The following is a 26320-nucleotide window of genomic DNA, read 5'->3' on the forward strand; positions in this document are numbered from 1 at the left end:
AAACGGACAATTTGAACTCAATACTGAATTTGCGATGACTGATTCCTTTCTTTCCCATTGCTTTCTCTTTTTTTGTTAAATGGGTGTAAAGTAAATCTGTAGCATGACATATTTTACGAAAAAGCTCGTTACTTTTGTAAGAAAAGCTGGCGTGTTTTGATAAAAAGACTGGGTATTTTCACCAAAAGGTACCGTTGAAGAGGTTTTTGAAGCCGAGAATTTCGTTTTTCAGAGGTTCAGAGAGGCATTTTAACACTTTTTATGACTATAAACACAACCCGATTTTATCACTTTTCAATCCCCTTAGAACGCTGTTCAGCAATGCATTAAGAGTCCAATCAGTATATTTTAACCCCTTTAAAACTCGAATATTTTCGTCACTGCTGTAATGGGATCCGAAATAGACGAATCTGAAAGGGGTTAAAATGACATTTTGTTATTATTGACAAATTGATAAACCGTTGGAGACGTATAAAAGTTATCCAAATAAATCCAATGTAAGTTGTTCCCGTTCTGCCTGAAGCTTTCGCAGATGTTTCTTTCCTTGCGGAGTAACGATTTCCATCTTGTCTACCCGCGTACGAACTACGGTTTTAACGGCATAACAAGTATTAACCACTTCACCCAATTCAGACAAACGACGGGAAATCTCCAACACACAATCGATACACATACCGCTGGCAAAGGCGATTTTATCGTCAATCATCTGCCGTTTGAAGTCTTCGTCCTGCATATAAAAATCGATGGTGATTCCACCTTTATTATAAATACCTTTCCAACGATAGCGGGCATCGCTCAAAACCGGTGATATAATCTCGATCGTTGCCTTTTGGTCAACTACTGGAGTCAATTCGTCGGTACGAAGAATATAATAGTCAAACTGATCCCGTTTCACCTCAAGCGATCCGGAACGGATACGGTTGTTTTCATTCAATTCGCGCACCACAATTTTGGAAATCTTCGGGAATCCTTTGATAGCTTCGAAGAAGTTCGATTTATATTTGCAGAAGCGAGGGGAAGAACTCAGCAATTCTACCAGCTTATGTGGAACACCTTGAGCCCGCAACTTCAGGTCTTTACGGAACAAAGCTGTCTCTCGCTGCAACAAAACGTCATCATCTGCCGAGCGTTCACTCAGTGGCTGTCCACCCACCGATAAAGTTTTCCGGACCAACACCTGCATCATCAGATTCAAGATGACAGAGATACAACGAGCGTCCTCACCTGCTACAGCCCAAATTTCCCGGTAACTGTCCGGAGCAGCTGCCACCGGTTCATTATAGACCATCAGACGGACATCCAACATATCCGCCAACGCACGGACCATCGTCAGAATCTCCTTCTCACAACGATTCCGGATCACGGCATCCATATAATTAGACTTCTCGTTGAAAACGTATCGCAATTCAAGTTTATTCAAGAATTTCATACCAATGCTTTTCTGTAATAGACAGGGTTATTTGTTTTCTTTCGGTTTCCGGTCGAAGAAAGGATTCTTGGAAGAAGCACTTACCGGAATTGCCATCACACATTTACTTTCTTTGCCCAGGTAATGCAAATGCTGAGCGGCCAGACCAGCACTGAACATAACCCGCGTATCCAAACGAAGATCGGCAGCCATGGCACAGGCCGAACCTATGGCAATACCCAAATCAATGGCATTAATGGCGCACGGAACGGCTTCCGGTTTCTCTGCACAAGTAGCGAAACCACAATGCGCACAATTCAATCCCTGTACTTGCTGGCGCGTACCTAATAAAACGATTGCTTCGGCGCTCTTTATATTCTCGGCGTCGCGTAAAAAGAATTTCAGTCCGGTCTCTTCGGCAATACGAACCATTTCGACCGACAGGCGTTCGATGTCATCATCAGTAGCCAAGGCCACTTCCACAATATCTATTCCTTTTCCTTTCGGAGCTGTCCGGGCAGCAACCATCATCCGATGAACAGCTTCCAGCACCAATTGATGTCTTATATCTCTTTCATTTATAATCATAACGTAACCCTTTCTTTCAAAAACAAACGTCCTTGTTGCCTGCTAATCGAAAGCAAACGACATATTGATTTTTCAAAGATAATAGATTTTAATCAGACTATCGTATTTTTGCGAGGATATTTCACTCCATTCGTACCAAGAAAAAAAATAACAGGCAGATATGTATTTTCAAATACAAAAAGCATCCACTTTCGGAAATGTTTATGTAAGTTTGCATAGTATAAAAGACAGAATATACACAAATCTATGAAAAGTAAAAGTTTAGTATCAATCGATCAATGTTCTAAAGAAGACATTCTTCGTATTCTGGACAACGCAGCCAAGTTTGAAGAAAACCCGAACCGGCGTCTGCTGGAAGGGAAAGTAGCCGCCACTTTATTCTTCGAACCTTCTACGCGTACCCGATTAAGTTTTGAAACAGCTGTCAATCGTTTAGGCGGACGTGTCATAGGCTTCCAAGATGCTTCAACGACCAGTTCTTCCAAAGGTGAAACATTAAAAGACACCATTCTGATGGTTAGTAATTATGCAGACCTGATCATCATGCGTCACTATCTGGAAGGAGCTGCCCGCTATGCCTCTGAAGTCACCCAAATTCCTATTATTAATGCCGGAGACGGAGCTAACCAGCACCCGTCACAAACCATGCTCGACTTGTATTCAATCCGGAAGACACAAGGAAAGCTGGAAAACCTGACCATCACCATGGTTGGCGACTTGAAATACGGCCGAACGGTTCATTCATTAATCGTTGGTATGTCTCACTTCAATCCGACATTCCATTTTGTTGCACCGGATGAATTGCGCATGCCCGATGAACAAAAGAACTTCTGTGACAAGCACGGACTGAAATATTACGAACATACCGACTTCACTGAAGATATCATTAACCAAAGTGATATTCTGTACATGACCCGCGTACAACGCGAACGCTTTACAGACCTGGAAGAGTATGAACGTGTAAAGAATGTGTATATTCTAAAGAATGCTATGCTGGCTAACAGCAAAGACAACTTGCGTATCCTGCATCCGCTGCCACGTGTCAACGAGATTGCATATGATGTGGACGATAATCCAAAAGCCTACTACATCCAGCAGGCACGTAACGGCCTATTCGCACGTCAGGCTATCATTTGTGAAGTATTGGGTATTTCTATCGATTAAACAAGAAAATCATTATGTCAGCAGCTAAAAATAATAAAGAATTGCAGGTGGCCGCTATCGAAAACGGTACAGTCATAGATCATATTCCTTCTAACCAGTTATTCAAGGTAGCTTCCTTGCTGGAACTGGACAAGATGGAAGGAAACACCATTACGATTGCCAATAATCTGCCGAGCAAGAAATGCGGATTCAAGGGAATGATCAAGATATCAGACAAGTTTTTCAACGATGACGAGATCAGCCGCATCGCTCTGGTAGCCCCAAATGTAATTCTGAATATCATCCGCAATTACGAAGTGGTAGAAAAGAAACGGGTAGCCTTGCCAGACGAAATTATCGGACTGGTGAAATGCAACAACCCGAAGTGTATCACCAACAACGAACCGATGCCGACTCGCTTCGAAGTCATCGACAAGGAAGCTGGTACGATCAAATGTCATTATTGCGAACGCAAGATCAATAAAGACGACATCATTATCAAATAAGTTATTACTCATTCGAATGGTACAGGCCGAAGCCTTGCGTAAGCAACAGCAAAGGCCTGTACATTTTTTCTCTGTTTTCTTTTTATATTCCATTGTATGAAACAGTCCTGGAAACCGGGAACCATGATTTATCCGCTTCCGGCCGTCATGATCAGTTGCGGAAGTTGTCCCGAAGAATACAACATCATAACCGTTGCCTGGGTGGGAACCATCTGTACCAATCCGCCCATGTGTTATATTTCTGTCCGACCGGAACGTTTCTCCTACCCGATTCTCAAGAAGAACATGGAGTTTGTGATTAACCTGACAACGAAAGATCTGGCTTATGCAACCGATTGGTGTGGTGTCAATTCAGGCAAAGATCATCATAAATTCGATGAAATGAAGCTGACGCCCGGAAAGGCAGGCATGGTAAATGCTCCTATCATTGAGGAGTCGCCGCTTTGCATCGAATGTCGGGTGAAAGAAATCATTGCACTCGGTAGTCATGATATGTTCATTGCAGATGTTGTCAACGTTTTGGCCGACGACAAATACCTGAATCCGGAAACAGGAGCTTTCGATATGCAGAAAGCCAATCTGATGGCCTACTCACATGGGAAATATTATGAACTAGGTGAGTTTATAGGTAAATTCGGCTGGTCTGTCCAAAAGAAGAAGTAAATATGAAATACGGCAAATGGCTCATAGGAAGTTGTCTGGCTCTGGCTTCATGGGCAGCACCAGCACAAAGTATCATGGAAGTCTATGACAAACCATGTAGTGTTGGCGTGCGTGTCGGATTCAATTCTACCTTTCCAGTGATCCATTCGTTCATGCTTGACGACCAACCTATCGATCATTTCCGCCTACATTATAAAGTAGGTTATATGGCTTCCGTCTCTTTCAGTGTCAATATGAATCAGTTCTTCATCCAACCAGCCGTGAATTGGGAAAGATGCAGCACAGAGATTCAATTTGCCTGGCCTCAAACAGATGAGATTTATCCGTCAGGAAATACTATCCAATACGATCATAAACTGGATGCTGAATACAATTCGGTGGCTGTACCGGTATTGGTTGGTTATCACCTGGTAAAAGAAGGACCTTACGGATTAAACATTAAGTTAGGACCCAAAGGTATCTATCATTACAAGAAACAACAAACCGGCTCAGGTCCGCAAGCCGTTATCACGCATCAGGACGATAATATCAACTATGCCATTGACTTCGTAACGGCAGTTGGTGTCACAATCGGTCGTCTCTTTCTCGATTTCTCTTACGAATTCGAACTGCACAAGACGCAATCTACATACGCTTATCAATGTCTGACACAAGATCGGGCAGGAACACTTTCGATCCAACAGCGGCGCAATGCCTTGAGTTTCTCCTTAGGAATGATTTTCTAATCCGGCATCTATCTTTTTACTTACCGCACAATCCACGGAAAGAACAATAAGCGCATGCTTTTCCTGTTTCCGTTTGAGTAAAAGGAATATCCAGATTGAATATTTCGTCCAGACATTGGCGAAGCTTGTCTTCAAAGTCAGATGCAAAGTCTTGAAATGAATTTACTTTATCTGCTTTTCCCCGACCTTTTTTCTGTTCCACAACAGGATTAAACGAACGCTGAAATAATGTCCGCAGATAATAAATGGCCGGTTGGATCAGCATTCCGGTATATTCAGGCAATTGCTGATACATCCAAGCATAAAGGAAAACTTGCATAACAGCTTTAGGACGATCTTTTGCCTCTTTGTCGAATAAGCCTTCCACCGATTCAAACTCCAGCTTGCCGCTACCCGTCTTATAATCTACAATACGCAATACCCGATCCAATGAATCTACCCGGTCAATGAAACCCTTTAGCTGAACGACTCTTTTATCACTCAAAGTTATCGTTGCCCGAACCTTTTTCTCCGACTCTATATAATGAAATGGCGTGAAACGGGCATCTTGTTCCAGAATCTTCTCAGCATACTTACGGATCATCTCACCTGTCAGGAAATTCTCACCTTCCAAAGGACGGACAACAGGCGACTTGAAGAACAATTCCGCAAAAGCCCTTGCTATTGTTCCTGTAAGTAATGGCTGGTCTTTACGCAACAACTTCAATAAATCTGCTGTCACCAACTTTCCTTTGAACGGAGCATACAAATCTTCCATCACTTTATGCAAGATACTACCAAAGACATCACGCTCGACTGTTTCGGTAATTTCATCTTCCTCCTGAATCTGTTCAAGTACTGAGAAATAGAACTTCAGCGGACAATCCAGATACGTATTGATTGCACTGGCAGATAAAGCTCGCGGTCCACCAGACAGGAAGTCAGACAATAACTTCTCTACTTCAGCTGTCTTCTGTACGGAAATCGGAGGAACAGCCGATGAAGCGACATCATAAACTACCAGTTCATCTATCAGCGGAGATTGATAATGATAACGAAGCTGATGCACAAAGCGACTTACTTCGCCCGTTTGTAATCCGGTCGTCCGCGTATCATATAATAACGTAACTTGTTTAGCCCGCCGGATCAGTCGGTAGAAATGATAAGCCCACACGCTGTCCTGATGTTCATACGTAGGCAAGCCAAATCCACGGCGCAAGTTATATGGAATAAACGAGTTGGCAGCTTTCTTCAGTGGGAAAATACCTTCATTCATGGAGAGAATAATCAACCGATCAAAATCAAGAGCACGCGTTTCCAGCACACCCATGACCTGAAGTCCCGACAACGGCTCGCCTTCAAACGGAATCATGATCAGATCAGTCATTCGTTTCAATAAGCGGAAATACGTATCCAGACGCATTTCAATCTTGGCTTCACGCATAACCTCCTTCATCCGATTCACGGTAGCAAAGTAATGGAAGATAAATTCCTGCTCAATGTCCGCAGTTGTTTGAGTACTGTTGGAAATCATCTCCTCATCATCCGGATTCGGACGATTATTACGCAAACAGGCATTTAAGGCTTCGAGTACATGAATCAGATAGTCCGACAATTCTTCCGTATTTTGTACCGGAGTAAAAAGAATTGACAACAGCTCATGCCTGTTCAGATCAGCCGCATGAACATAAATCCGATTTCCGGCTGTCATATCTTTCACCAGCTGCGATACTTCTTCAGGTGCAGCCGCCATCACATACTGATGATTCAAGATTGGTAATACATCCCGGAAGTAGAAAACCGGAACACGATCAATATAACGTATGTTCTTCTGCAATGTCAGGATATATTCCATCAAGGCAGCCACCGGCGTTCCTGTCAGCGGATAACCCATTGTCACATTAATATGTTGGATAGCTTCCGGAATCGCATTTAATACCGGAACAAGTAGATGTTCATCCGGCAAGACAATTGCTGTCCGTAAAGCCGATTCATCAGTTAGCTGTTGCTCATCTGCAAGAGCCTGGAGGATAGGATAAACTTGCTTGGCTTGTCCGATAGCCGATGGAACACCCATCACCCGAATCTCCGCCTGAACCGGTTCGGTTGCCGGTAACTCCATACGGGAAGGGAAAAGTCTCAGGTTTCGTTCCAGGAAAAACGAAGCCTTATTATCCGGATCTGTTACCCATGGTCCTACATAATCCCAATAGAAATCTGCCACACCTTTCTTCTGCAACGCCAGTAATAACCGTTCTTCCGAGACCGAAAGAGCATTTAGTCCGACAAACACCACTTGGTCAAACGGGAAATCGGACATCGATTCTTTCTCCAGCTGTTCCACAACTTCCCGAAAGATCATTCCGTCGTAACCACAACCATCTTTCACCAGCGATGTACGCAGACCGGCATACAGATCATATAAGATTTCCCATAATTCCAGGAAATGTTGCTGATTCGGTGAATCACCTTTCGGATAAAAAGAGGACCAAAACGAACGGATTGCCTGCACTTGTTCGGGAGACAAATAATTGAAGTCGTCATCCAAGCTCTTCAGGTCGGAAACATTCCGGAATAACATCCGGGCATCTACCATATATTTATCAATGTCATCAAAGTCGTTGAGCAACATTTCTCCCCAATAGATAAACTCATCGAACGACTCGGAAGAACCACTTCGCTGCTTATAAAGCTCATAAAGTCGAAACAGCATCTGAATCTTATCCGCCGGATGCTTACCCGAGAGCTGCATGAAGAGGTCATTTATCGTGAGGATTGAAGGAGAAAACAAAGGTTTCTCTGAAATTTCCGACAAATACTTCTGGAAGAACAGACCGGCTCGGCGATTGGGAAAGACAAATGCCAACCGATGAATCTCTGCTCCGTACTGCTGATAAAACAAGGTAGCTACCTGATATAAAAAAGGCTTCATATATCCATTCGTTTTCGGCGTATTACACTAAAATGGAAAATCGTTGTTTCCTGAACTCGTCAGCAATTCTGTTGGCGGCAAAGCTTGTTCCTGTGCTCCTGTCGTATCAGGTGGCAACTGATTTCCGGAACGGAACTCCTGCACTGGAATATCATCTTCAATATTCATGAACTTGGCAAACTCACTCTTAAATCGCAAACGGACATCTCCCGTCGCACCATTACGATGCTTGGCGATGATAATTTCCGCCAGTCCAACCAATGAATTACCGCGTTCGTCTTCTGTGATCTTATAGTATTCCGGACGATGGATGAAACAAACCATATCGGCATCCTGCTCGATGGCTCCGGATTCACGCAAGTCTGCTAGCTGCGGACGCTTTCCTTCTGCTCCCTGACGGTTTTCCACACCACGGTTCAACTGCGAAAGAGCAATGATCGGAATATTCAGTTCCTTCGCCAGTCCTTTCAATGATCGGGAAATCATACTGACTTCCTGCTCACGGCTACCGAAACTCATACCACTTGCATTCATCAGCTGCAAATAGTCGATGATGATACACTTGATATCATGCTCACGAACCAGACGACGCGCCTTGGTTCTCAACTCGAAGACCGACAAACTTGGTGTATCATCTACATAAATCGGAGCATCATAAAGTTCCTTAATCTTATAGTCCATCTGTTCCCATTCGTATTTCTCCAACCGTCCGCTCTTGATCTTCTCACCCGGAATCTCACAGACATTCACAATAAGACGATTTACGAGCTGGACGTTACTCATTTCCAACGAGAACAAAGCTACCGGCGTATTGAAGTTGACAGCCATGTTCTTGGCCATCGAAAGGACGAAAGCCGTTTTACCCATAGCCGGACGGGCAGCAATAATAACCAAGTCTGAATTTTGCCAACCGGAAGTAATCTTGTCAAGTCCGTCAAAGCCTGTACGCAAACCACTCAAACCTTCTTTCTGATTGGCTGCATTTTCCAGCATCTTCAAGGCTTCCTTGATAACCGGATTAATCTGCGTCACGTCTTTCTTTACGTTTCGCTGCGAAATCTCAAACAACTTTCCTTCGGCTTCCTGCATCAGATCATCCACATCAGTGGTCTCATCGAATGCTTTTGACTGAATTTGCGAAGAGAAAGAAATCAGTTCGCGTGCCAGGTATTTCTGGGCAATGATCCGGGCATGGTATTCGATATGCGCGCTACTTGCTACTTTACTTGTCAGTTGAGCTATATAATAAGGACCGCCCACCTGATCCAAGTCTCCCCGCTTCCGAAGTTGTTCCGTCACGGTCATCATATCTATCGGAAGCTGCTGAACAGCCAGATCAACGATGGCTGCATAAATCAGTTCATGCGCTTTCTCGTAAAAGCATTCCGGCTTTAATATTTCACTGACAATCGAATACGCATCCTTTTCCAGCATTAAAGCACCCAAAACTGCTTCTTCCAATTCAGGCGCCTGCGGCTGCAATCGTCCCATTTCCGGAACAACGACTGTCTTCTGTTGCGAACGACCTGTTGTTTTACGTATTTGTTCTGCCATATCTCTCGTTGCTTATTACTCTTTAAATGTATAGACTTTGTTAAAGATAAAATTAATGACTGTATAAAACGCCATTGCTATTAATTGATTATAATACGGATCAATGGGAAGCCAAGCATTCAGCAGGAACAGACATCCCAATTGCAGGAAATAACAGATACCGAATACCAATCCGAAACGAACGGCACTCTTCACCCAACCCACCTGACTTTGGAATGTCCATTGCTTATTCCAGATAAAACTATTGACGACTCCGGCAATGTAACCTACCACATTCGACAATACATCCGAGCAATGCAATCCTTTCATCATTACCCAAATCACCAAAGCCGTGATCAAGGTATTACTGACTCCTACAATACCATATTTAATCGCTTGTCTGACTGTTTTCATCTGCCTTTTCCAATATCTCCTGAATCTCCTGTTCTGACAATGGTTTCACGTTGGTAATTGTATACCGGTCAGACAGAAAATGACCGTATTCATTACATTCCCGGATGGTATCACCCATTACTTTCTTGATATTTCCGGCAATCGGAATCAGTAACAGTAATTCCACATAGTTTTCTGCCACATGCAAAGTTTCAGTTTCCCAACCAGCTTGTGAGAAAGCATACGTGAACTCCCGCTCGATTACCTGTCGCTGATAGGATTCGAACGGTTTCCGCCCAGCTGAAACCAGCAAAACATAGAAACGAAGCTTCGTCCCTTTGCCGCCCATTCCGGTAGAAATATAAATCTGCCGTTCTTCAGAATAATCAGACTCAAGGGCTATCTGAATTTCCATCAACGCCAGATATGCCCAATTGGCCACTTCCGGATCCGGTCCGTCGGCGACATACTGCTTCAACAACCGGAATGAAACAGGATTCTTTGAGTTAGCCAGATTGAGTAAAAGCTCTTTCTTCTCCTCTACCGACTTTATCTCTTCCTGATCCGTCAGTTTCCGAAACCAATGATTACATTCTTCATCGTATGCCGGCAGCAAACCACCCGCATTCTTCTTCCACCGTTCGGAAGCACGGAAATAACGCATCTGTTCTTCTACCGGCACCTGTTGTTCCAGTATATGAATCTTTCCCTTCATGTTTCTGAAGGAATGTTGGTATTTCCGCAATATATCGTCTTCTTCCTTTTCCATCATTATTCTGTTTTGGTTCTTTATTCGTCTTCTTTCAGATATGCTGTTTCTACCTTTTGCAAACGGTTTCGCAGGCGTTCGGCTTCTCCTTTCCGGATGCGTAAGGTCATCACACAGTCCATATCAAACTGCTGGGAAATAATAGTCGGACCATCTTCCTTTACAATCCGCATGATCTGATTCAGATAAGGATATTCGAATACAACGGTAATGTCTTCATCCACGGTTCGTTCTTCGATGGTTGCAGCCGCAATGGCTTCGGCGGCGGCTGTCCGGTAAGCAACAATCAGTCCGCTTGTACCTAATTCGATTCCTCCAAAATAACGGATGACAATTACCAGAATATCCGTCAGCTCATTCGAATTGATCTGTCCCAAGATCGGCTTTCCTGCCGTAGATGAAGGCTCGCCATCATCGTTTGCCCGAAAGGTTTTCCGGTCGGAACCCAGCATATAAGCCCAACACACATGGCGGGCATCATAATATTCCTTCCGGTATTTCACCAATTCTGCTTTTACTTCGTCAACGGTTCTGACCGGAATAGCATACGAGATAAAACGGCTTCGCTTTTCCGTATAATAGCCTTCCGCCAAACCTGTAATCGTTTTATAAGTATCTTCTGCCATATCAATCCGGTATTTTGGTACGTTCCACTTCTTCCCGATAAGCCCGGAAGTCTTTCATGATCTCTTCTATCTCTTCCACAAAATAAGGATTCTTGACTTGTTCCTTTACTTCGTTATAATAGGCTTCGATGGCAGCCAGTGCACAGCGGTCTTGTCCGCGAAGGACGAAATAGGGTTCGTCTTTCTCTACACACTGCTTAATCATCTGTATCGGATTCTTCATGTCATTTCTGTTTATGTTTGTTCGACCATTCCAGTTCTTCTTTCAGATAAGGTGCCGTAAAACCTACTTGCTGCGCTGCCAGCATTTCGGGTGTTCCGGCAAACAGGATTTCTCCTCCGCGCCGTCCGCCTTCCGGTCCCAGGTCAATGATATAATCGGCCGACTTGATTACGTCAAGATTATGCTCGATCACAACGACGGTATTGCCTTTCTCTACCAGCTTATTCAAGACTCCCAACAATACACGGATGTCTTCGAAATGCAATCCGGTTGTCGGTTCATCCAATACATATAAAGTATTACCGGTATCTTTCTTGGCCAGTTCGGTAGCCAGTTTTACGCGTTGACTTTCTCCACCGGAAAGTGTCGTAGATGGCTGCCCCAACTTGATATATCCTAATCCTACATCTTGCAGCACCTTTATCTTCGACAAGATGGAAGGTATATTCTCAAAGAATTCAACGGCCATATTGATGGTCATATCCAATACGTCGGCAATTGACTTTCCTCGGAAACGGACTTCCAATGTTTCCCGGTTATAACGCTTTCCCTGACAATCTTCGCAAGGAACCAAAACATCCGGAAGGAAATTCATTTCGATTGTCTTGTAGCCATTCCCTTTACAGGTTTCACAACGTCCGCCAGATACATTGAACGAGAAACGCCCTGGTTTGTAACCACGCATCTTAGCTTCGGGCAACTCAACGAAGAGATTGCGGATATCGGAGAAGACACCGGTATAAGTAGCCGGATTGCTTCGTGGCGACCGACCGATCGGCGACTGGTCAACATTCACGATCTTATCCACGTATTCCAATCCTTCAATGGCTTCGTAAGGCAACGGATCTTCCAGTGAACGATAGAAATGCTGGCTCAAGATCGGTTGCAAGGTCCGGTTGATCAAAGAAGATTTACCACTTCCCGACACACCGGTCACACAAATAAAGGTTCCCAAGGGGAAAGATGCCGTAACATGCTTCAGGTTATTTCCGCTTGCCCCGATAATCTTCAGGAATTTCCCATTACCCGGACGGCGTGTCTCCGGTACGGCTATTTCCGACTTCCCGTTCAGGTAAGCCGAAGTCAAGGTATCCGACTTCAACATCTCTGCCGGAGTTCCGGCAAAGACGACTTCACCACCCAAACGTCCGGCCCGTGGTCCCATATCAATGATATAATCGGCATTCAGCATCATGTCTTTGTCGTGCTCCACCACAATCACCGAATTACCCAAGTCGCGAAGCTGCTTCAACGAATGAATCAAACGGATGTTATCCCGCTGGTGCAATCCGATACTGGGCTCGTCGAGGATATAAAGCACATTCACCAGCTGACTCCCGATTTGCGTTGCCAACCGGATACGCTGACTTTCTCCGCCCGACAAACTCCCCGACGAACGGTTCAGTGACAAATAATCCAGTCCTACTTCGAGGAGGAAATTCAAACGCGAACGGATTTCTTTCAGGATTTCGACTGCGATCGTCCGTTGTTTTCCATCCAGTTTATCTTCCAGTCCGTCGAGCCATTCCTTCAATTCCGAAATATCCATGGCAGCCAGCTCGGCAATGTTCTTGCCGGCGATGCGATAGTGCAAAGCCTCTTGATTCAGGCGTTGCCCCTTACACTCCGGACAGACCGTCATCTTGATAAACTGTCCCGCCCACTTCTGGGCAGAAGCCGATGCATCCATCTCCTGTTGCATCATGATATACTTGGCCACCCCTTCATACGAAAGGAAATAACGCGACGTATCCAGCAGTTCTCCTTTGATTTGTAACGGCTCGTCGGTTCCGTTCATGATTTCATCCATTGCTTCTTCCGGAATCTCCTGAATAGGCGTCTTAAGCGTTAGTCCGTATTTCTGACATATAGCTTCAATCTGCCAGAAGATCAGTGTATTTTTATATTTACCCAACGCCACGATACCACCATTATAGATGCTTACCGACGGATCAGGCACGATTTTCTCCATATCCAACAGATTGACTTGTCCCAGCCCTTTACACTTCGGACAAGCTCCTTGTGGCGAATTAAACGAGAAGTTATGCGGCGCCGACTCACTGTATGAAAGTCCCGTTACCGGGTCCATCAATCGCTTACTGTAATGACGCGCCTCGCCCGAGTCGGCATCCAAGACGAGAATAAGTCCGTCGCCTTGCTTCATCGCCACTTGCAGACTTTCCTTCAGACGCCGCTCGTCACTGTCGGAAACAATCAACTTGTCGATCACCACTTCTACGTTGTGCATCTTGTACCGGTCGAGCTTCATCCCGTGGATAATCTCACGCATTTCGCCATCCACCCGCACATTCAGATACCCTTTCTTCCGCAACTGTTCGAACAATTCCTTATAATGTCCCTTACGGTTGCGCACAACAGGTGCCAGGATATAGGTACGTTTCCCCTTATAACGTTCGAGAATCAGGTGCAAAACCTGCTCTTCGGTATATTTAACCATCTTCTCTCCGCTCAGGTACGACCAGGCTTCGCCGGCACGGGCATACAACAAGCGCAGGAAATCGTATATTTCTGTCGTTGTTCCCACGGTCGAACGCGGGTTCTTATTGGTAGTTTTCTGCTCAATTGAGATGACAGGGCTCAACCCGGTGACTTTATCCACATCCGGGCGTTCCATATTTCCCAGGAAATTCCGGGCATAAGCCGAAAAGGTTTCCACATAGCGCCGCTGACCTTCGGCAAAAAGCGTATCGAAAGCCAACGAAGACTTTCCGCTGCCACTCATTCCCGTAATCACCGTCAGTGTATTACGCGGAATCTCAACGTCTATATTCTTCAGATTGTGAACCCTAGCTCCCCAAACGGAAATTTTACCTGTCTCTAATGCATCCTTGTCTATCGCCATACGTTAAAATAACAGATTAGCTCATTTCTATTTTGACCCGTAAAGATACATTTTTTCCAGGCTTCACGCACCATCGTCCCATCCTAATTCTCGAAAATTAAGAAAAATCGTACTTCCGCAAGGCTGTTCCGGCTCTGCCATACACCTTATTATCCTTCGCCAGCCCCCAAGTAAAGAAATGGATGTCATGACATCTTTTTGAGATTTTCTTATGGAAATCTTTATTCGCCCAGGGCGAATATATAAACTGCACTAGCGAATACATATTCGCCTAGGGTGAACATATATTCAACAAGGGCGAATAAACTTTTCTTGCAGACATCTTGAAGTATTTTTCACTAAAAAAGGAGAAAAAGAAAACAGTATTCAAAGTTTTTATTACCTTTGGCAACCGAATAAAAGTGTTACAATCGTTTAATCATAAAGGTATATGGCAAAATTCAGAGGCGCCGTCGTAGTCAATACAGAGCGGTGTAAAGGCTGTAATCTTTGCGTAGTAGCCTGTCCGGCCGATGTATTGGAACTACACCCGCGGGAAGTAAACAACAAAGGTTACCATTATGTATATATGAAGCATCCCGACAACTGCATCGGGTGTGCAAGTTGTGGATTAGTATGTCCGGACGGATGTTTAACGATCTATAAAAAGAAAATTGATTGACCTATGGCTGAAGAGATAAAACTTATGAAGGGCAACGAGGCAATCGCCCGTGCAGCTATCCGCTATGGTGTGGACGGATATTTCGGTTATCCTATCACTCCACAGTCGGAAGTCCTGGAAACACTCATGGCTGAAATGCCGTGGGAAACAACTGGTATGGTGGTTTTGCAGGCAGAGAGTGAAGTAGCAGCTATTAATATGGTATATGGCGGAGCCGGAACCGGTAAAAGAGTCATGACATCTTCGTCAAGTCCGGGCGTCAGTCTGAAGCAAGAAGGTATTTCTTACCTGGCAGGTGCCGAACTTCCTTGTCTGATTGTAAACGTCATGCGTGGAGGTCCGGGTTTAGGAACCATTCAGCCCAGTCAGGCCGATTATTTCCAGACTGTAAAAGGTGGCGGACACGGAGATTACCGGTTAATCGCTTTGGCTCCTTCATCCGTACAGGAAATGGCAGACTTCGTAGGCCTTGGTTTTGAATTAGCATTCAAGTATCGGAATCCGGCTATTATTCTGGCCGACGGAATCGTTGGGCAGATGATGGAAAAAGTAGTACTTCCTCCTTTCCATCCGCGCCGTACCGAAGAAGAAATCATTGCAGAATGTCCATGGGCAGTACAAGGTAAAAAGGCAAACCGCAAGCCGAACATCATCACTTCTTTGGAATTAGATCCGGCTCGCATGGAAGAAAACAACATCCGTTTCCAGGCTAAATACCGTCAGATAGAAGAAAACGAAGTCCGTTACGAAGAATTCATGTGCGAAGATGCCGAATATCTGCTGATCGCCTTTGGTTCGTCGGCTCGTATCTGCCAAAAGGCTGTTGAATTGGCCCGCGCTGAAGGTATCAAACTCGGATTACTTCGTCCGATCACCTTGTGGCCGTTCCCGACAAAGCAAATTGCCCGTTATGCAGATCAGGTAAAAGGTATGCTATCTGTTGAGCTGAACGCCGGACAAATGGTAGAAGATGTTCGTCTGGCCGTTGAATGTCGTGTGAAAGTAGAACACTTCGGTCGCTTGGGTGGAATCGTATTCACTCCGAATGAAGTATTAGATGCTTTGAAAGAGAAAATCATCGGATAAAAGCCATGATGCGAGGAAGCAAATTAGATGAAATACTGACTCTGTTGTTCATGCTTTTGGCAATAGGGACGGTTGTATGTTTCTTTCTGGGCGCAGCCTATCGGACCGAAGTACTTGTTATCGGAGGTATCGCTGTGGTGATCCGGATCGCACAATACATACTAAGATATTTTTATTAAAGAAGAAGCTGGATTGATTATGGAAATAAACGAAATCATAAAACCGGAAAACTTGGTATATGAAAAGCCCAAGTTAATGAACGACAATCCGATGCACTACTGCCCCGGTTGCAGTCATGGTGTCATCCACAAGCTTATTGCTGAGGTGATTGCCGAAATGGGAATGGAAGACAAGACTATAGGTGTGTCTCCGGTAGGCTGCGCAGTGTTTGCCTACAATTATATAGATATTGACTGGGAAGAAGCAGCCCACGGACGTGCGCCAGCCATTGCAACAGCCATCAAAAGACTGAATCCGTCGAAGATGGTATTCACTTATCAGGGCGACGGCGACTTGGCTGCTATCGGTACAGCAGAAACGATCCACGCAGCTAACCGCGGAGAGAATATTGTAATTATCTTCGTCAACAACGCCATCTATGGTATGACTGGCGGACAAATGGCTCCGACAACCTTGGTTGGCATGAAGACTGCCACTTGTCCTTACGGCCGTAACGTAGCACTTAATGGCTATCCTTTGAAGATCAGCAACCTGTTGGCCGAACTCGAAGGTACTTGTCTGGTAACTCGTCAAAGCGTACACAACGCGGCTGCCGTACGGAAAGCCAAGAAAATGTTACGCAAGGCATTCGAAAACTCTATGGCTGGAAAAGGAACTTCGGTAGTCGAATTTGTTTCGACTTGTTCTTCTGGTTGGAAGATGTCGCCCGAACAAGCCAACAAATGGATGGAAGAAAACATGTTCCCCTTCTATCCGCTGGGTGATTTAAAGAATGTGGAATAATAAACGGAAAAAGAGATGAAACACGAAATAATTATAGCAGGATTTGGTGGTCAGGGAGTCTTGTCAATGGGTAAGATTCTGGCTTATTCCGGACTAATGGAAGGCAAAGAAGTAACCTGGATGCCTTCTTACGGACCCGAACAACGCGGTGGAACAGCCAATGTAACCGTGATTTTGAGCGATGATCCGATCAGTTCTCCGATTCTGAACGAATACGATATCGCCATCATTCTGAACCAGCCCTCACTCGATAAGTTCGAAAGCAAAGTAAAGCCGGGCGGTATCCTGATTTATGACGGCTACGGCATTCACTCAGAAATCAAACGCAAAGACATTCAGGTCTATCGCGTAGATGCCATGGATGCAGCAGCCGAAATGAATAATGCAAAAGCTTTCAACATGCTGATCTTAGGTGGTCTGCTGAAAGTTGTTCCGATGGTAAAGATGGAAAATGTACTGTTAGGTTTGAAGAAATCATTACCCGAACGGCATCATAACCTGATTCCGATGAACGAAGCAGCCATCCTCAAAGGCATGGAGATCATTCAGAAAGTCTGAGTTCGACAAAAAATGATAAAGATAAGGCGTTTCTTTCGAGAGAAACGCCTTTTTTATATCTTTGCCCCGATGAAACGCAGTTTGTATTTATTCATATTGACTCTTATACCCACATGTCTTCTTGCGCAAGCTCCGCGAGGAGGCAAAGGTGGATTTTCTCTATCAAACTTATCCAAAGGAAGCAATAAGGTTCCGGATAGTTTGCTGATTGCCGATAGTACTGAACTTAAAAGTAAGAAAGTTATTGCTTATCGCCTGACACCATTGTTGGGTGATTCTTATATGGCTCCTATGGATACCAGTATCCTCAATACAGCCAACAGTACTTTAGTAGAAGGGAAAGGGCTGGCGATCGGTTATCTGGCGAATCTTGGATCGGCAGCTCAGACACGTATCTTCTCAGAACGGAAGGAAGCACGCGACTTTATCTTTGCCGATGCTTACGATTACTATATCACAACACCCGAAAATGCCCGCTTCTATGATACTAAAACGCCTTTCACCGACATTATGTACACAACGGGTGGAAGCAGTACCAACAAGGAAGAGCAATTGGTCGGTACATTAGCCATCAACTTTGGGAAGAAAATCAACGTGGGTGGAGATTTCGACTATATCTATGGCCGTGGTCATTATAATTCCAACGGAAACAAACTCGTCAATTACCGCGTTTTCGGCAGTTATCGTTCTGACCGTTATGAATTAAATGCTTACTTCAGAGGGCTCAATTATGTAACACACGAAAACGGTGGCTTGACAAACGATGCCGTATTGACAAATCCGGATGATTATGCCGAAGGGAAAAAACAGATGATGTCGAAAGACTTTCCGGTCAAATACACCGATGTTTTCAACCGTATCCAGGGAAAAGAACTATTCCTGACTCATCGTTATAATCTCGGTTTTATCCGCGAACTCGATGAAACGGACGAAGAAGGTTATGCCAAAGAAGTATTCGTTCCGGTCTCAAGTATCATTCATACCTTTCAGTATGAAGACATGAACCGGCAGTTTACGGCACCCAACAGCACAGGTATCGACACTCTCTATAATCAAGGTATGCCATTTAATTATGATGAGAACCTCAATGACCTTACCTATTACTGGCAAATGAAGAATACATTTGCTTTGTCGCTGCGGGAAGGATTCCAAAACTGGGTTAAATTCGGACTGACAGCTTTCATAGACCTTGAAAAACGTCGTTACCAGATGCAGGATGGCAAACGAGATTACACACAAGAAGGGAATTCCAGCCAAAGTTCCTTCTCTTCTCCTTTTATACAAGGATCAAGTATTGCCACCTACGATGAATTCTCGACCTTCATTGGAGCAGAACTTTACAAACGACAAGGTAAACTCCTCACCTACAACGCCAGAGGCGAACTCTGTGTAGTGGGTGATGATGTAGGTGAATTTCGTGCCAATGGTGAATTACAGACTTCATTCAAGCTCTTCAAGAAAGATGCGTATATCAAAGCGAATGCGTATATTAAGAATACAACGCCGGCATTCTTCCAGCGGCATTATCATTCGCGCTATTTCTGGTGGGATAAAGACTTGAACAATATACAACAGTTTTATGCCGGAGGTGAAATCAATTTAGCTTCGACAGAAACACGTATCTCTGCAGGAGTCGAAAGTATTCAGAATTATGTTTACTTCGGAAAGAATGGAGAACCGGAACAACACGATAGTAACATTCAGGTAATCACTGCCCGTCTCAAGCAAGATTTCCATTTTCGGGCTTTAGGTTGGGAAAACGAACTGGCTTATCAGATCAGTAGTAACCAAAGTGTTCTTCCGCTGCCCGACTTAAGTGTATATACCAACTTATACCTGAAGTTCAAACTGGCCAAGGTTTTGAGTGTTCAGATCGGAGCAGATATGCACTACAACACGGCTTATTATGCGCCTTATTATGAGGCAGCCACCCAACAGTTTCAGGTACAGGACGAAGTGAAAGTGGGTAATTATCCACTTATCAATGCCTATGTCAATTTCCATTTGAAGCAAGCACGTTTCTTCGTCACTGCCTACAACCTGAGCAGTAAGTTTGTTGCCCCCAATTATTTCTCACTGGCACACTATCCGCTGAATCCGATGGTATTGAAGATGGGAGTTGCCGTACGATTCAATAACTGATGGGAATGAAAAAGACACGGAAAATCCTAGTTGTTTATTGTATTCTTCTTGTGCTTGTCGTTGCCACAATGATCTCATTATGGCCATACCGGGAGAAAAAACAACCGTTACAACCACGGGACTATCCGGAGATCTGCAATGAAGGAATCTTGCGTGTCGTAACAGAATATAACCCTACGGGATACTTTGTGGACGGCGATACAATACTTGGCTTTCAATACGAATTATGCCAGGCCATTGCTCTCATATCCGGATTAGAAGTTCAGATGCAGCTTGAAATGACACTCGATAAAAGTTTCGATCTATTGAACCAACAAACAGTTGATATCATAGCCCGTAACATTCCTATCACGACGGAAGTAAAGGAACACTACCTGTTTACAGATCCGATCATTCTTAACCGTCAAGTCTTGGTACAGCGTACAGCAGAAGCTAATCAGGGTATCAAACCAATCCGAAACCAGTTACATTTGGGAAAGAAAGAATTGTATCTTCCCAAGAACTCTCCTGCTTTATTACGGATCCGAAACCTAGAGCATGAGATCGGTGATACAATTTATATCCACGAAGACGAGTTGTATTCTGATGAGCAACTTATTATTCTGGTCGCCAAAGGAGACATAGACTATGCTGTCTGTAACCAGCAAAATGCAGAGCAACTGCTCAGCCAATATCCCGAAATAGATATCCAAACAGATATTAGCTTTACTCAACTTGAATCATGGGTTATGCGCAATGATTCTCCTATCTTGCGTGATAGCCTCAATCATTGGTTAGAGCAACTCAAAGCCAATGGAACTTACAAGAAAATCTATAATCAGTACTACAATCAGAAATAAATGATGTATCTTTGAACGCATTTAAGTACGGATATGAGATTTGACGAATTAAATTTAGAAGATGCTATTTTGGACGGACTCGACGCCATGAACTTTCAAGAGGCGACTCCGGTACAAGAACAAACGATTCCAGTTATTTTAGCTAAGAAAGATATTATAGCTTGTGCACAAACCGGCACAGGAAAGACTGCGGCCTATGTATTGCCGATCATTAACGAGTTGAGCAAAGGTGGATTCTCAGAAAATGCAGTTAATGCCGTTATTATGGCTCCAACTCGTGAGTTAGCACAACAAATTGATCAACAGATTGCGGGCTTTACATATTTCGTTCCGATCTCTGCTGTCGCTATTTATGGAGGAACAGACGGCGTTGCTTGGGAACAACAACGACGCGGACTTGAAATGGGCGCAGACATTGTGATTGCAACGCCAGGACGATTGCTTTCATACATTAAGCTTGGCACAGTCGATCTCTCACAAGTCTCTTATTTTGTACTTGACGAAGCAGATAGAATGCTTGATATGGGTTTCTATGACGACATCATGCAAATCTACAAACAACTACCTCCAACTTGTCAGATCATCATGTTTTCGGCGACGATGCCACCGAAGATCCGGACACTTGCAGAAACAATTCTAAAGAATCCGGAAGAAATTCAACTGGCTATTTCCCGTCCTCCGGAAACTATTATGCAGACAGCTTATATCTGTTATGATGCCCAAAAGATCAAAATTCTCGAAGATCTGTTCAGCAAAGCTCGCCCACAACGAGTAATCATTTTTGCTTCTGCTAAAGTTAAGGTGAAAGAACTGGCGAATACATTGAGTCGGATGAACTTTAACGTAGCACAAATGCACTCGGACTTGGAACAAGCGCAACGGGAAGAAGTCATGAAAGACTTCAAGAACGGGAAAATAGATATCCTTGTAGCAACCGATGTCGTGGCTCGCGGTATAGATATCAATGATATTCGTCTGGTTGTTAACTTTGATATACCTCATGATCCAGAAGATTATGTGCATCGCATCGGACGTACAGCTCGTGGTACAAACGGAGAAGGCTTAGCAATCACCTTTGTCTCACCCGAAGAACAATCCGGATTCAAACGAATCGAAGACTTTTTGGGAAAACAAGTCTATAAAATACCCATCGATCCTTCATTTGGAGAAACTCCAGAATATAAGCCTGTCACCAGAAGCAGAAAGAAAGGTCGGTCACAGAAAGGAGGAAATACGTCTAGCAAAAGTCGTAAACGTCCGTCACGTAAATCCCAAAATCAGAAAAGTGCTTCCTAACTATACAAACAGAGGCCCGGAAACACAATTACTATTCAGCAAAATGTGTATCCGCGCCTCTGCACTCATTATAACAAAACCACTCGTATTTAGCTAAGTCCTTCAATCAGACCATCCACTAAATCAATATGTTTAGCTTGTGGTTCTTTAGGCAAACCTGGCATACGCATAATTTCACCCATCACCACAACAATCATCTCAGCACCATTATTGATAATGACATCACGTACTTTTAATTCGAAGTCCTTTACATCTCCGTATGCTTTAGGATCAGAAGAGAAAGAATATTGTGTCTTTGCAATACAAATCGGATAGTGACTGATACCTAACTCATCGATTTGTTTCATCTTCTTCTCAGCAAGTGTCGTATAAGTTACCAATCCAGCCTGATAAATACCTTTAGCTACTTTCTCAATCTTCGTACGAACAGAATCTGAATCTTCATAAGTGAACTTCAATGGAGCAGAAGGTTGCTTTTCTATCGTGTCAATTACCAAACGGGCTAATTCTTCTCCTCCTTTTCCGCCCTCAGCAAAAACAGTGTTCAAAGCAAATCCTACACCTTTCTCGCGACAATGCTCGGCTACTAATGCAATTTCTTCATCTGTATCTGTAGCAAAACGATTGAAAGTAACAATTACCTGCTGACCAAAACTACGTAAATTATCAATGTGACGATCTAAATTCTTCAGACCATTCTTTAATCCTTCCAGATTCTGTTGTTTGATATCAGCTTCAGCCACTCCGCCATGCAATTTGAGACTCTGCGCCGTAGCTACAAGAATTGTTACTTTAGGCGATAGACCAGCCTTACGGCATTTTATATTAAAGAACTTTTCAGCACCCAGATCAGCACCGAAACCAGCTTCTGTAATCGTATAGTCGCTAAAGGTCAAGCCCATTTTAGTGGCTAATACCGAATTACAACCATGTGCAATATTAGCAAAAGGACCACCATGTACAAAAGCAGCTGTATTTTCCGTTGTTTGTACCAAGTTGGGCAGTAAAGCGTCTTTCAATAACACCGTAATCGCACCTGCAACTCCCAGATCACGTACCGTAAAAGGTTTGTTCTCGTAGGTGTAGCCTAACAGAATATTTCCTATACGACGCTTCAAATCGTCGATATCCGTTGCCAAACACAAAATAGCCATAATCTCAGAAGCAGGAGTAATATCGAATCCGGTTTCTGTCGGAACTCCATTTGCACTTCCGCCCAATCCGGTAACTACATTACGAAGACTACGGTCGTTCACATCCAATACACGCTTCCACTTGATTTCCTTCAAACCGGCACAATTATTCCGATTCTGATAAATATAATTATCAAGCAGAGCTGTAATCATATTGTGAGCCGATGTGACAGCATGGAAATCGCCTGTAAAATGTAGATTAATATTCTCCATCGGCAATACCTGTGAATAACCGCCTCCCGCAGCACCACCTTTCATACCGAAACACGGACCCAATGACGGTTCCCGCAAAGCCACTACAGCTTTCTTTCCTAAACGGTTTAAACCTAAAGCCAATCCAATTGAAACAGTAGTCTTTCCTACTCCTGCCTTATTCGGTGTAATGGCCGTAACTAAGATCAGATTATGTTCCTTAACCATGGCTTCATCGATCAGATGAATCGGAATCTTAGCCATGTATTTCCCATAATTCTGAACTTCTTCCCGGGGAATTCCCAACTGAGTCGCTACTTCTTTGATCTTTTTCAGAGGTGTCTCTCTTGCAATTTCAATATCTGTTTTCATACCATTTATATAGGCTTATTTACAGCAAATGTACACAAAATTCGCCAGTTACCTATGCTGTTTGCTTATACATTGCTACTCTTTCTTTATAACAGGTTGGAAGCCAACTCTGATAACTGACTACGTTCTCCCTTCACTAAATTAATGTGGGCAAACAAATCCTGCCCTTTCATCTTGTCAACCATATAAGCCAAACCATTACTTTGGGCATCCAAATATGGAGAATCTATCTGTTGGATATCACCTGTAAAAACCATTTTGGTTCCTTCGCCTGCCCGTGTGATAATCGTCTTGATCTCATGAGGAGTCAGATTCTGAGCTTCATCTACAATAAAGTAGGTTTCAGAAAGGCTTCTACCACGTATAAACGCTAATGCTTCAATCACCAGCTGGTTACTCTTCTGCATTTCTTCCAATTTACGGGCTTCTGCTCCGTTAACTGGTATCTGGCCTTTGATCACATTCAAATTATCAAACAAAGGTTGCATATATGGAGCCACTTTCTGCTTCTCATCTCCCGGTAAAAAGCCCAAATCTTTATTGGCCAAAGCAACAATAGGACGAGCCAACAAGACTTGTTTATATAAATCGGCCTGTTTCAATGCCGATGCCAAAGCCAGTAAAGTCTTTCCTGTCCCGGCTTTTCCTGTCAATGCCACTAACTTGATTTCCGGGTCATTTAACACTTCAAAAGCAAAACTTTGCTCGGCATTCCGGGGTTGGATACCGTAGTTTGTACTTTTATCTACACGCTTAATCTTATGCGAAAATGGATTAAAACGGGCTAAGACTGAATTTCGTTCACTCTTCAGGATAAAACAATCATTGGGCGAAAATTTAACACTAATATCAAGCTTGTCGGCATCAATACCAGCAGGATTTGCATAAATCTGATCGATCAGTTCCGGGTCGATTCCTTCATACGTTTCCTGTGAACGCTCAAAGATATCTACATTCGTTACTTTGTCGGTAATATAGTCTTCCACCTTGATACCTAACGAACGAGCCTTCATCCGCAGATTGATATCTTTTGTTACCAAAATGGTTTGCATATCCGGATGCTGTTGTGCTACATACAAGGTACACGACAAGATCCGATGATCTGCATTTTTCTCCGAAAAGGCATTTGCCACTTCTTTCTGATACGGCTCTCCTGTTACTACATGCAACATGCCTAAATTCGGACCTAAAGAAGCTCCTTTCGTGAACAGATCATTGGTTGTGATTGTATCCAACTCACGCACAAACTCACGTGCATTATAATTAATTTGTTCACTTCCCTTCTTGAAGCGATCCAACTCTTCCAGTACTACAATTGGCAAGTAAATATCGTTTTCTTGAAAATTCTCAATGCACTTGTAATCATGCAGGATGACATTCGTGTCAAGTACAAAATTCTTTTTTGTTCCCATGGCTCTTCTCTTTTTACGTTCAACAATCAGTCAGGAACGTTTGGAAAACAGATGTACATTTTCCTGAAGCGTTTCTATATTAATATAACCAATTCAGAGGCCTAAAAGTTTATTGTCTAGACACCTGCCATATGTGAAATCTTATCAAAACTCTATATTCATAGTTAAGTTTTACATTATACCATAATACAAATAAAAAAACTCCTGCAACCATAACGATTACAGGAGTTTATATATCAGTAATAACTTATATTACTTCTTCATTGCTTCTTCGATAGCAACGGCAACAGCAACTGTAGCACCTACCATCGGGTTGTTACCCATACCCAAGAAGCCCATCATTTCAACGTGAGCAGGAACTGAAGAAGAACCAGCGAACTGAGCGTCTGAGTGCATACGACCCATAGTATCAGTCATACCATAAGAAGCAGGACCAGCAGCCATGTTATCCGGATGCAAAGTACGACCTGTACCACCACCTGAAGCTACTGAGAAGTAAGGCTTACCAGCCAATGTACGTTCTTTCTTGTAAGTACCTGCTACCGGATGCTGGAAACGAGTTGGGTTTGTAGAGTTACCAGTGATAGATACATCTACATCTTCTTTCCACATGATAGCAACACCTTCGCGTACATCGTCAGCACCATAACATTTTACTTTTGAACGTAAACCATCTGAATAAGGAATTTCTTCGATTACGTTTACTTCACCTGTCATATAGTCGAACTGAGTCTGAACATATGTAAAGCCGTTGATACGAGAAATGATCTTAGCCGCATCTTTACCCAGACCGTTCAAGATAACGCGCAACGGAGATTTACGTACTTTGTTTGCCATTTCAGCAATCTTGATAGCACCTTCAGCAGCAGCAAATGATTCGTGACCTGCCAAAAATGCGAAGCACTGAGTTTCTTCGCGCAACAGACGAGCTGCCAAGTTACCATGACCGATACCTACTTTACGATCATCAGCAACAGAACCTTTGATACAGAATGCCTGCAAACCGATACCGATTGCTTCAGCAGCATCAGCAGCGTTTGTGCAGCCTTTCTTAATAGCGATAGCAGCACCTACTACATAAGCCCAACATGCGTTTTCGAAGCAGATAGGCTGAGTTTCTTTACACATTGTGTATGGATCAAGGCCTTTAGCTGCGCAAATTTCTTTTGCTTCTTCGATGCCATTGATACCGTATTCTTTCAAAACCGCATTGATATGATCGATTCTGCGGTCGTAACTTTCAAATAAAGCCATA

Annotated in this window: 24 protein-coding genes; 12 read left to right on the forward strand and 12 right to left on the reverse strand. The window is 43.6% G+C overall.

From position 1 onward, the window contains the following. Window positions 1–478: 478 nt before the first annotated feature. Both MUN53_RS13045 and MUN53_RS13050 read right to left on the reverse strand, forming a co-directional pair. Entirely contained in the window at window positions 479–1429 is a 951-nt protein-coding gene (locus MUN53_RS13045; protein ID WP_243325911.1) for a hypothetical protein, read from the reverse strand. Between the two features lie 27 nt (window positions 1430–1456). Further along, on the reverse strand, window positions 1457–1996 hold the full coding sequence (locus MUN53_RS13050) for a ferredoxin domain-containing protein (RefSeq protein ID WP_243325912.1): 540 nt from the start codon (window positions 1994–1996) through the stop codon (window positions 1457–1459). Between the two features lie 246 nt (window positions 1997–2242). On the opposite strand from MUN53_RS13050, the gene pyrB reads away from it, so the two are divergent. From pyrB to MUN53_RS13070, 4 genes are all read left to right on the forward strand, one after another. Further along, window positions 2243–3160 (forward strand): aspartate carbamoyltransferase, encoded by a 918-nt coding sequence (gene pyrB, locus MUN53_RS13055; RefSeq protein WP_243325914.1) that lies wholly within the window; start codon window positions 2243–2245, stop codon window positions 3158–3160. A 14-nt stretch (window positions 3161–3174) separates the two neighbouring features. Continuing rightward, a complete protein-coding gene (gene pyrI / locus MUN53_RS13060; RefSeq protein WP_022454745.1) occupies window positions 3175–3645 on the forward strand; it encodes an aspartate carbamoyltransferase regulatory subunit in 471 nt (156 codons plus the stop codon). Between the two features lie 96 nt (window positions 3646–3741). Continuing rightward, window positions 3742–4308 (forward strand): flavin reductase family protein, encoded by a 567-nt coding sequence (locus MUN53_RS13065; protein ID WP_243325916.1) that lies wholly within the window; start codon window positions 3742–3744, stop codon window positions 4306–4308. A gap of 2 nt (window positions 4309–4310) precedes the next feature. Next, a complete protein-coding gene (locus tag MUN53_RS13070; RefSeq protein ID WP_243325918.1) occupies window positions 4311–5033 on the forward strand; it encodes a porin family protein in 723 nt (240 codons plus the stop codon). A gap of 16 nt (window positions 5034–5049) precedes the next feature. Here MUN53_RS13070 and MUN53_RS13075 read toward each other — a convergent pair whose 3' ends face one another. The 7 genes from MUN53_RS13075 to uvrA are packed head-to-tail and all read right to left on the reverse strand — an operon-like array spanning window position 5050 to window position 14351. After that, window positions 5050–7944: a PD-(D/E)XK nuclease family protein gene (locus MUN53_RS13075; RefSeq protein ID WP_243325919.1), complete on the reverse strand. Its 2895-nt coding sequence runs from the start codon at window positions 7942–7944 to the stop codon at window positions 5050–5052. A 27-nt stretch (window positions 7945–7971) separates the two neighbouring features. Further along, window positions 7972–9498, reverse strand: a complete 1527-nt coding sequence (gene dnaB / locus MUN53_RS13080; protein ID WP_243325920.1) for a replicative DNA helicase — start codon at window positions 9496–9498, stop codon at window positions 7972–7974. Window positions 9499–9513: 15 nt separating this feature from the next. Next, window positions 9514–9891 (reverse strand): GtrA family protein, encoded by a 378-nt coding sequence (locus MUN53_RS13085; RefSeq protein ID WP_243325921.1) that lies wholly within the window; start codon window positions 9889–9891, stop codon window positions 9514–9516. Beyond that, the gene (locus MUN53_RS13090; protein ID WP_243325923.1) at window positions 9866–10639 is read right to left on the reverse strand and encodes a hypothetical protein; all 774 of its coding nucleotides are present in this window, start codon (window positions 10637–10639) and stop codon (window positions 9866–9868) included. Before MUN53_RS13090 ends, MUN53_RS13085 begins: the two co-directional genes overlap by 26 nt. Window positions 10640–10659: 20 nt before the next feature. Next, window positions 10660–11265, reverse strand: a complete 606-nt coding sequence (locus tag MUN53_RS13095) for an IMPACT family protein (RefSeq protein ID WP_243325924.1) — start codon at window positions 11263–11265, stop codon at window positions 10660–10662. 1 nt (window position 11266) lies between these two features. Next, a complete protein-coding gene (locus MUN53_RS13100) occupies window positions 11267–11488 on the reverse strand; it encodes a hypothetical protein (RefSeq protein WP_022454753.1) in 222 nt (73 codons plus the stop codon). 1 nt (window position 11489) lies between these two features. Then, window positions 11490–14351: an excinuclease ABC subunit UvrA gene (gene uvrA, locus MUN53_RS13105; protein WP_243325926.1), complete on the reverse strand. Its 2862-nt coding sequence runs from the start codon at window positions 14349–14351 to the stop codon at window positions 11490–11492. 430 nt (window positions 14352–14781) lie between these two features. On the opposite strand from uvrA, the gene MUN53_RS13110 reads away from it, so the two are divergent. The 8 genes from MUN53_RS13110 to MUN53_RS13145 all read left to right on the forward strand — a co-directional run bounded on the left by MUN53_RS13110 (window position 14782) and on the right by MUN53_RS13145 (window position 21896). Then, window positions 14782–15012 (forward strand): 4Fe-4S dicluster domain-containing protein, encoded by a 231-nt coding sequence (locus MUN53_RS13110; protein ID WP_022454928.1) that lies wholly within the window; start codon window positions 14782–14784, stop codon window positions 15010–15012. 3 nt (window positions 15013–15015) lie between these two features. Next, complete coding sequence (locus MUN53_RS13115; protein ID WP_022454927.1) at window positions 15016–16098, forward strand: 3-methyl-2-oxobutanoate dehydrogenase subunit VorB; 1083 nt, start codon at window positions 15016–15018, stop codon at window positions 16096–16098. Window positions 16099–16103: 5 nt separating this feature from the next. Then, a complete protein-coding gene (locus tag MUN53_RS13120; RefSeq protein WP_022454926.1) occupies window positions 16104–16277 on the forward strand; it encodes a hypothetical protein in 174 nt (57 codons plus the stop codon). A gap of 19 nt (window positions 16278–16296) precedes the next feature. Next, complete coding sequence (locus MUN53_RS13125; protein ID WP_243325928.1) at window positions 16297–17061, forward strand: thiamine pyrophosphate-dependent enzyme; 765 nt, start codon at window positions 16297–16299, stop codon at window positions 17059–17061. A gap of 15 nt (window positions 17062–17076) precedes the next feature. Next, window positions 17077–17619 (forward strand): 2-oxoacid:acceptor oxidoreductase family protein, encoded by a 543-nt coding sequence (locus MUN53_RS13130; protein WP_022454924.1) that lies wholly within the window; start codon window positions 17077–17079, stop codon window positions 17617–17619. 69 nt (window positions 17620–17688) lie between these two features. Then, the gene (locus MUN53_RS13135) at window positions 17689–19761 is read left to right on the forward strand and encodes a putative porin (RefSeq protein ID WP_243325931.1); all 2073 of its coding nucleotides are present in this window, start codon (window positions 17689–17691) and stop codon (window positions 19759–19761) included. A 5-nt stretch (window positions 19762–19766) separates the two neighbouring features. After that, window positions 19767–20600: a transporter substrate-binding domain-containing protein gene (locus MUN53_RS13140; RefSeq protein WP_243325933.1), complete on the forward strand. Its 834-nt coding sequence runs from the start codon at window positions 19767–19769 to the stop codon at window positions 20598–20600. A gap of 33 nt (window positions 20601–20633) precedes the next feature. After that, window positions 20634–21896: a DEAD/DEAH box helicase gene (locus MUN53_RS13145; RefSeq protein WP_243325935.1), complete on the forward strand. Its 1263-nt coding sequence runs from the start codon at window positions 20634–20636 to the stop codon at window positions 21894–21896. Between the two features lie 89 nt (window positions 21897–21985). On the opposite strand, the gene MUN53_RS13150 is transcribed toward MUN53_RS13145, so the two are convergent. From MUN53_RS13150 to MUN53_RS13160, 3 genes are all read right to left on the reverse strand, one after another. Then, a complete protein-coding gene (locus tag MUN53_RS13150; RefSeq protein WP_243325937.1) occupies window positions 21986–23653 on the reverse strand; it encodes a formate--tetrahydrofolate ligase in 1668 nt (555 codons plus the stop codon). Between the two features lie 86 nt (window positions 23654–23739). After that, the gene (locus tag MUN53_RS13155) at window positions 23740–25065 is read right to left on the reverse strand and encodes a PhoH family protein (protein ID WP_022454919.1); all 1326 of its coding nucleotides are present in this window, start codon (window positions 25063–25065) and stop codon (window positions 23740–23742) included. A gap of 252 nt (window positions 25066–25317) precedes the next feature. After that, window positions 25318–26319 (reverse strand): GGGtGRT protein, encoded by a 1002-nt coding sequence (locus MUN53_RS13160; RefSeq protein WP_022454918.1) that lies wholly within the window; start codon window positions 26317–26319, stop codon window positions 25318–25320. Window position 26320: the final 1 nt, after the last annotated feature.

Source organism: Parabacteroides faecalis (genome assembly GCF_022809355.1).
Lineage (GTDB): Bacteria > Bacteroidota > Bacteroidia > Bacteroidales > Tannerellaceae > Parabacteroides > Parabacteroides faecalis.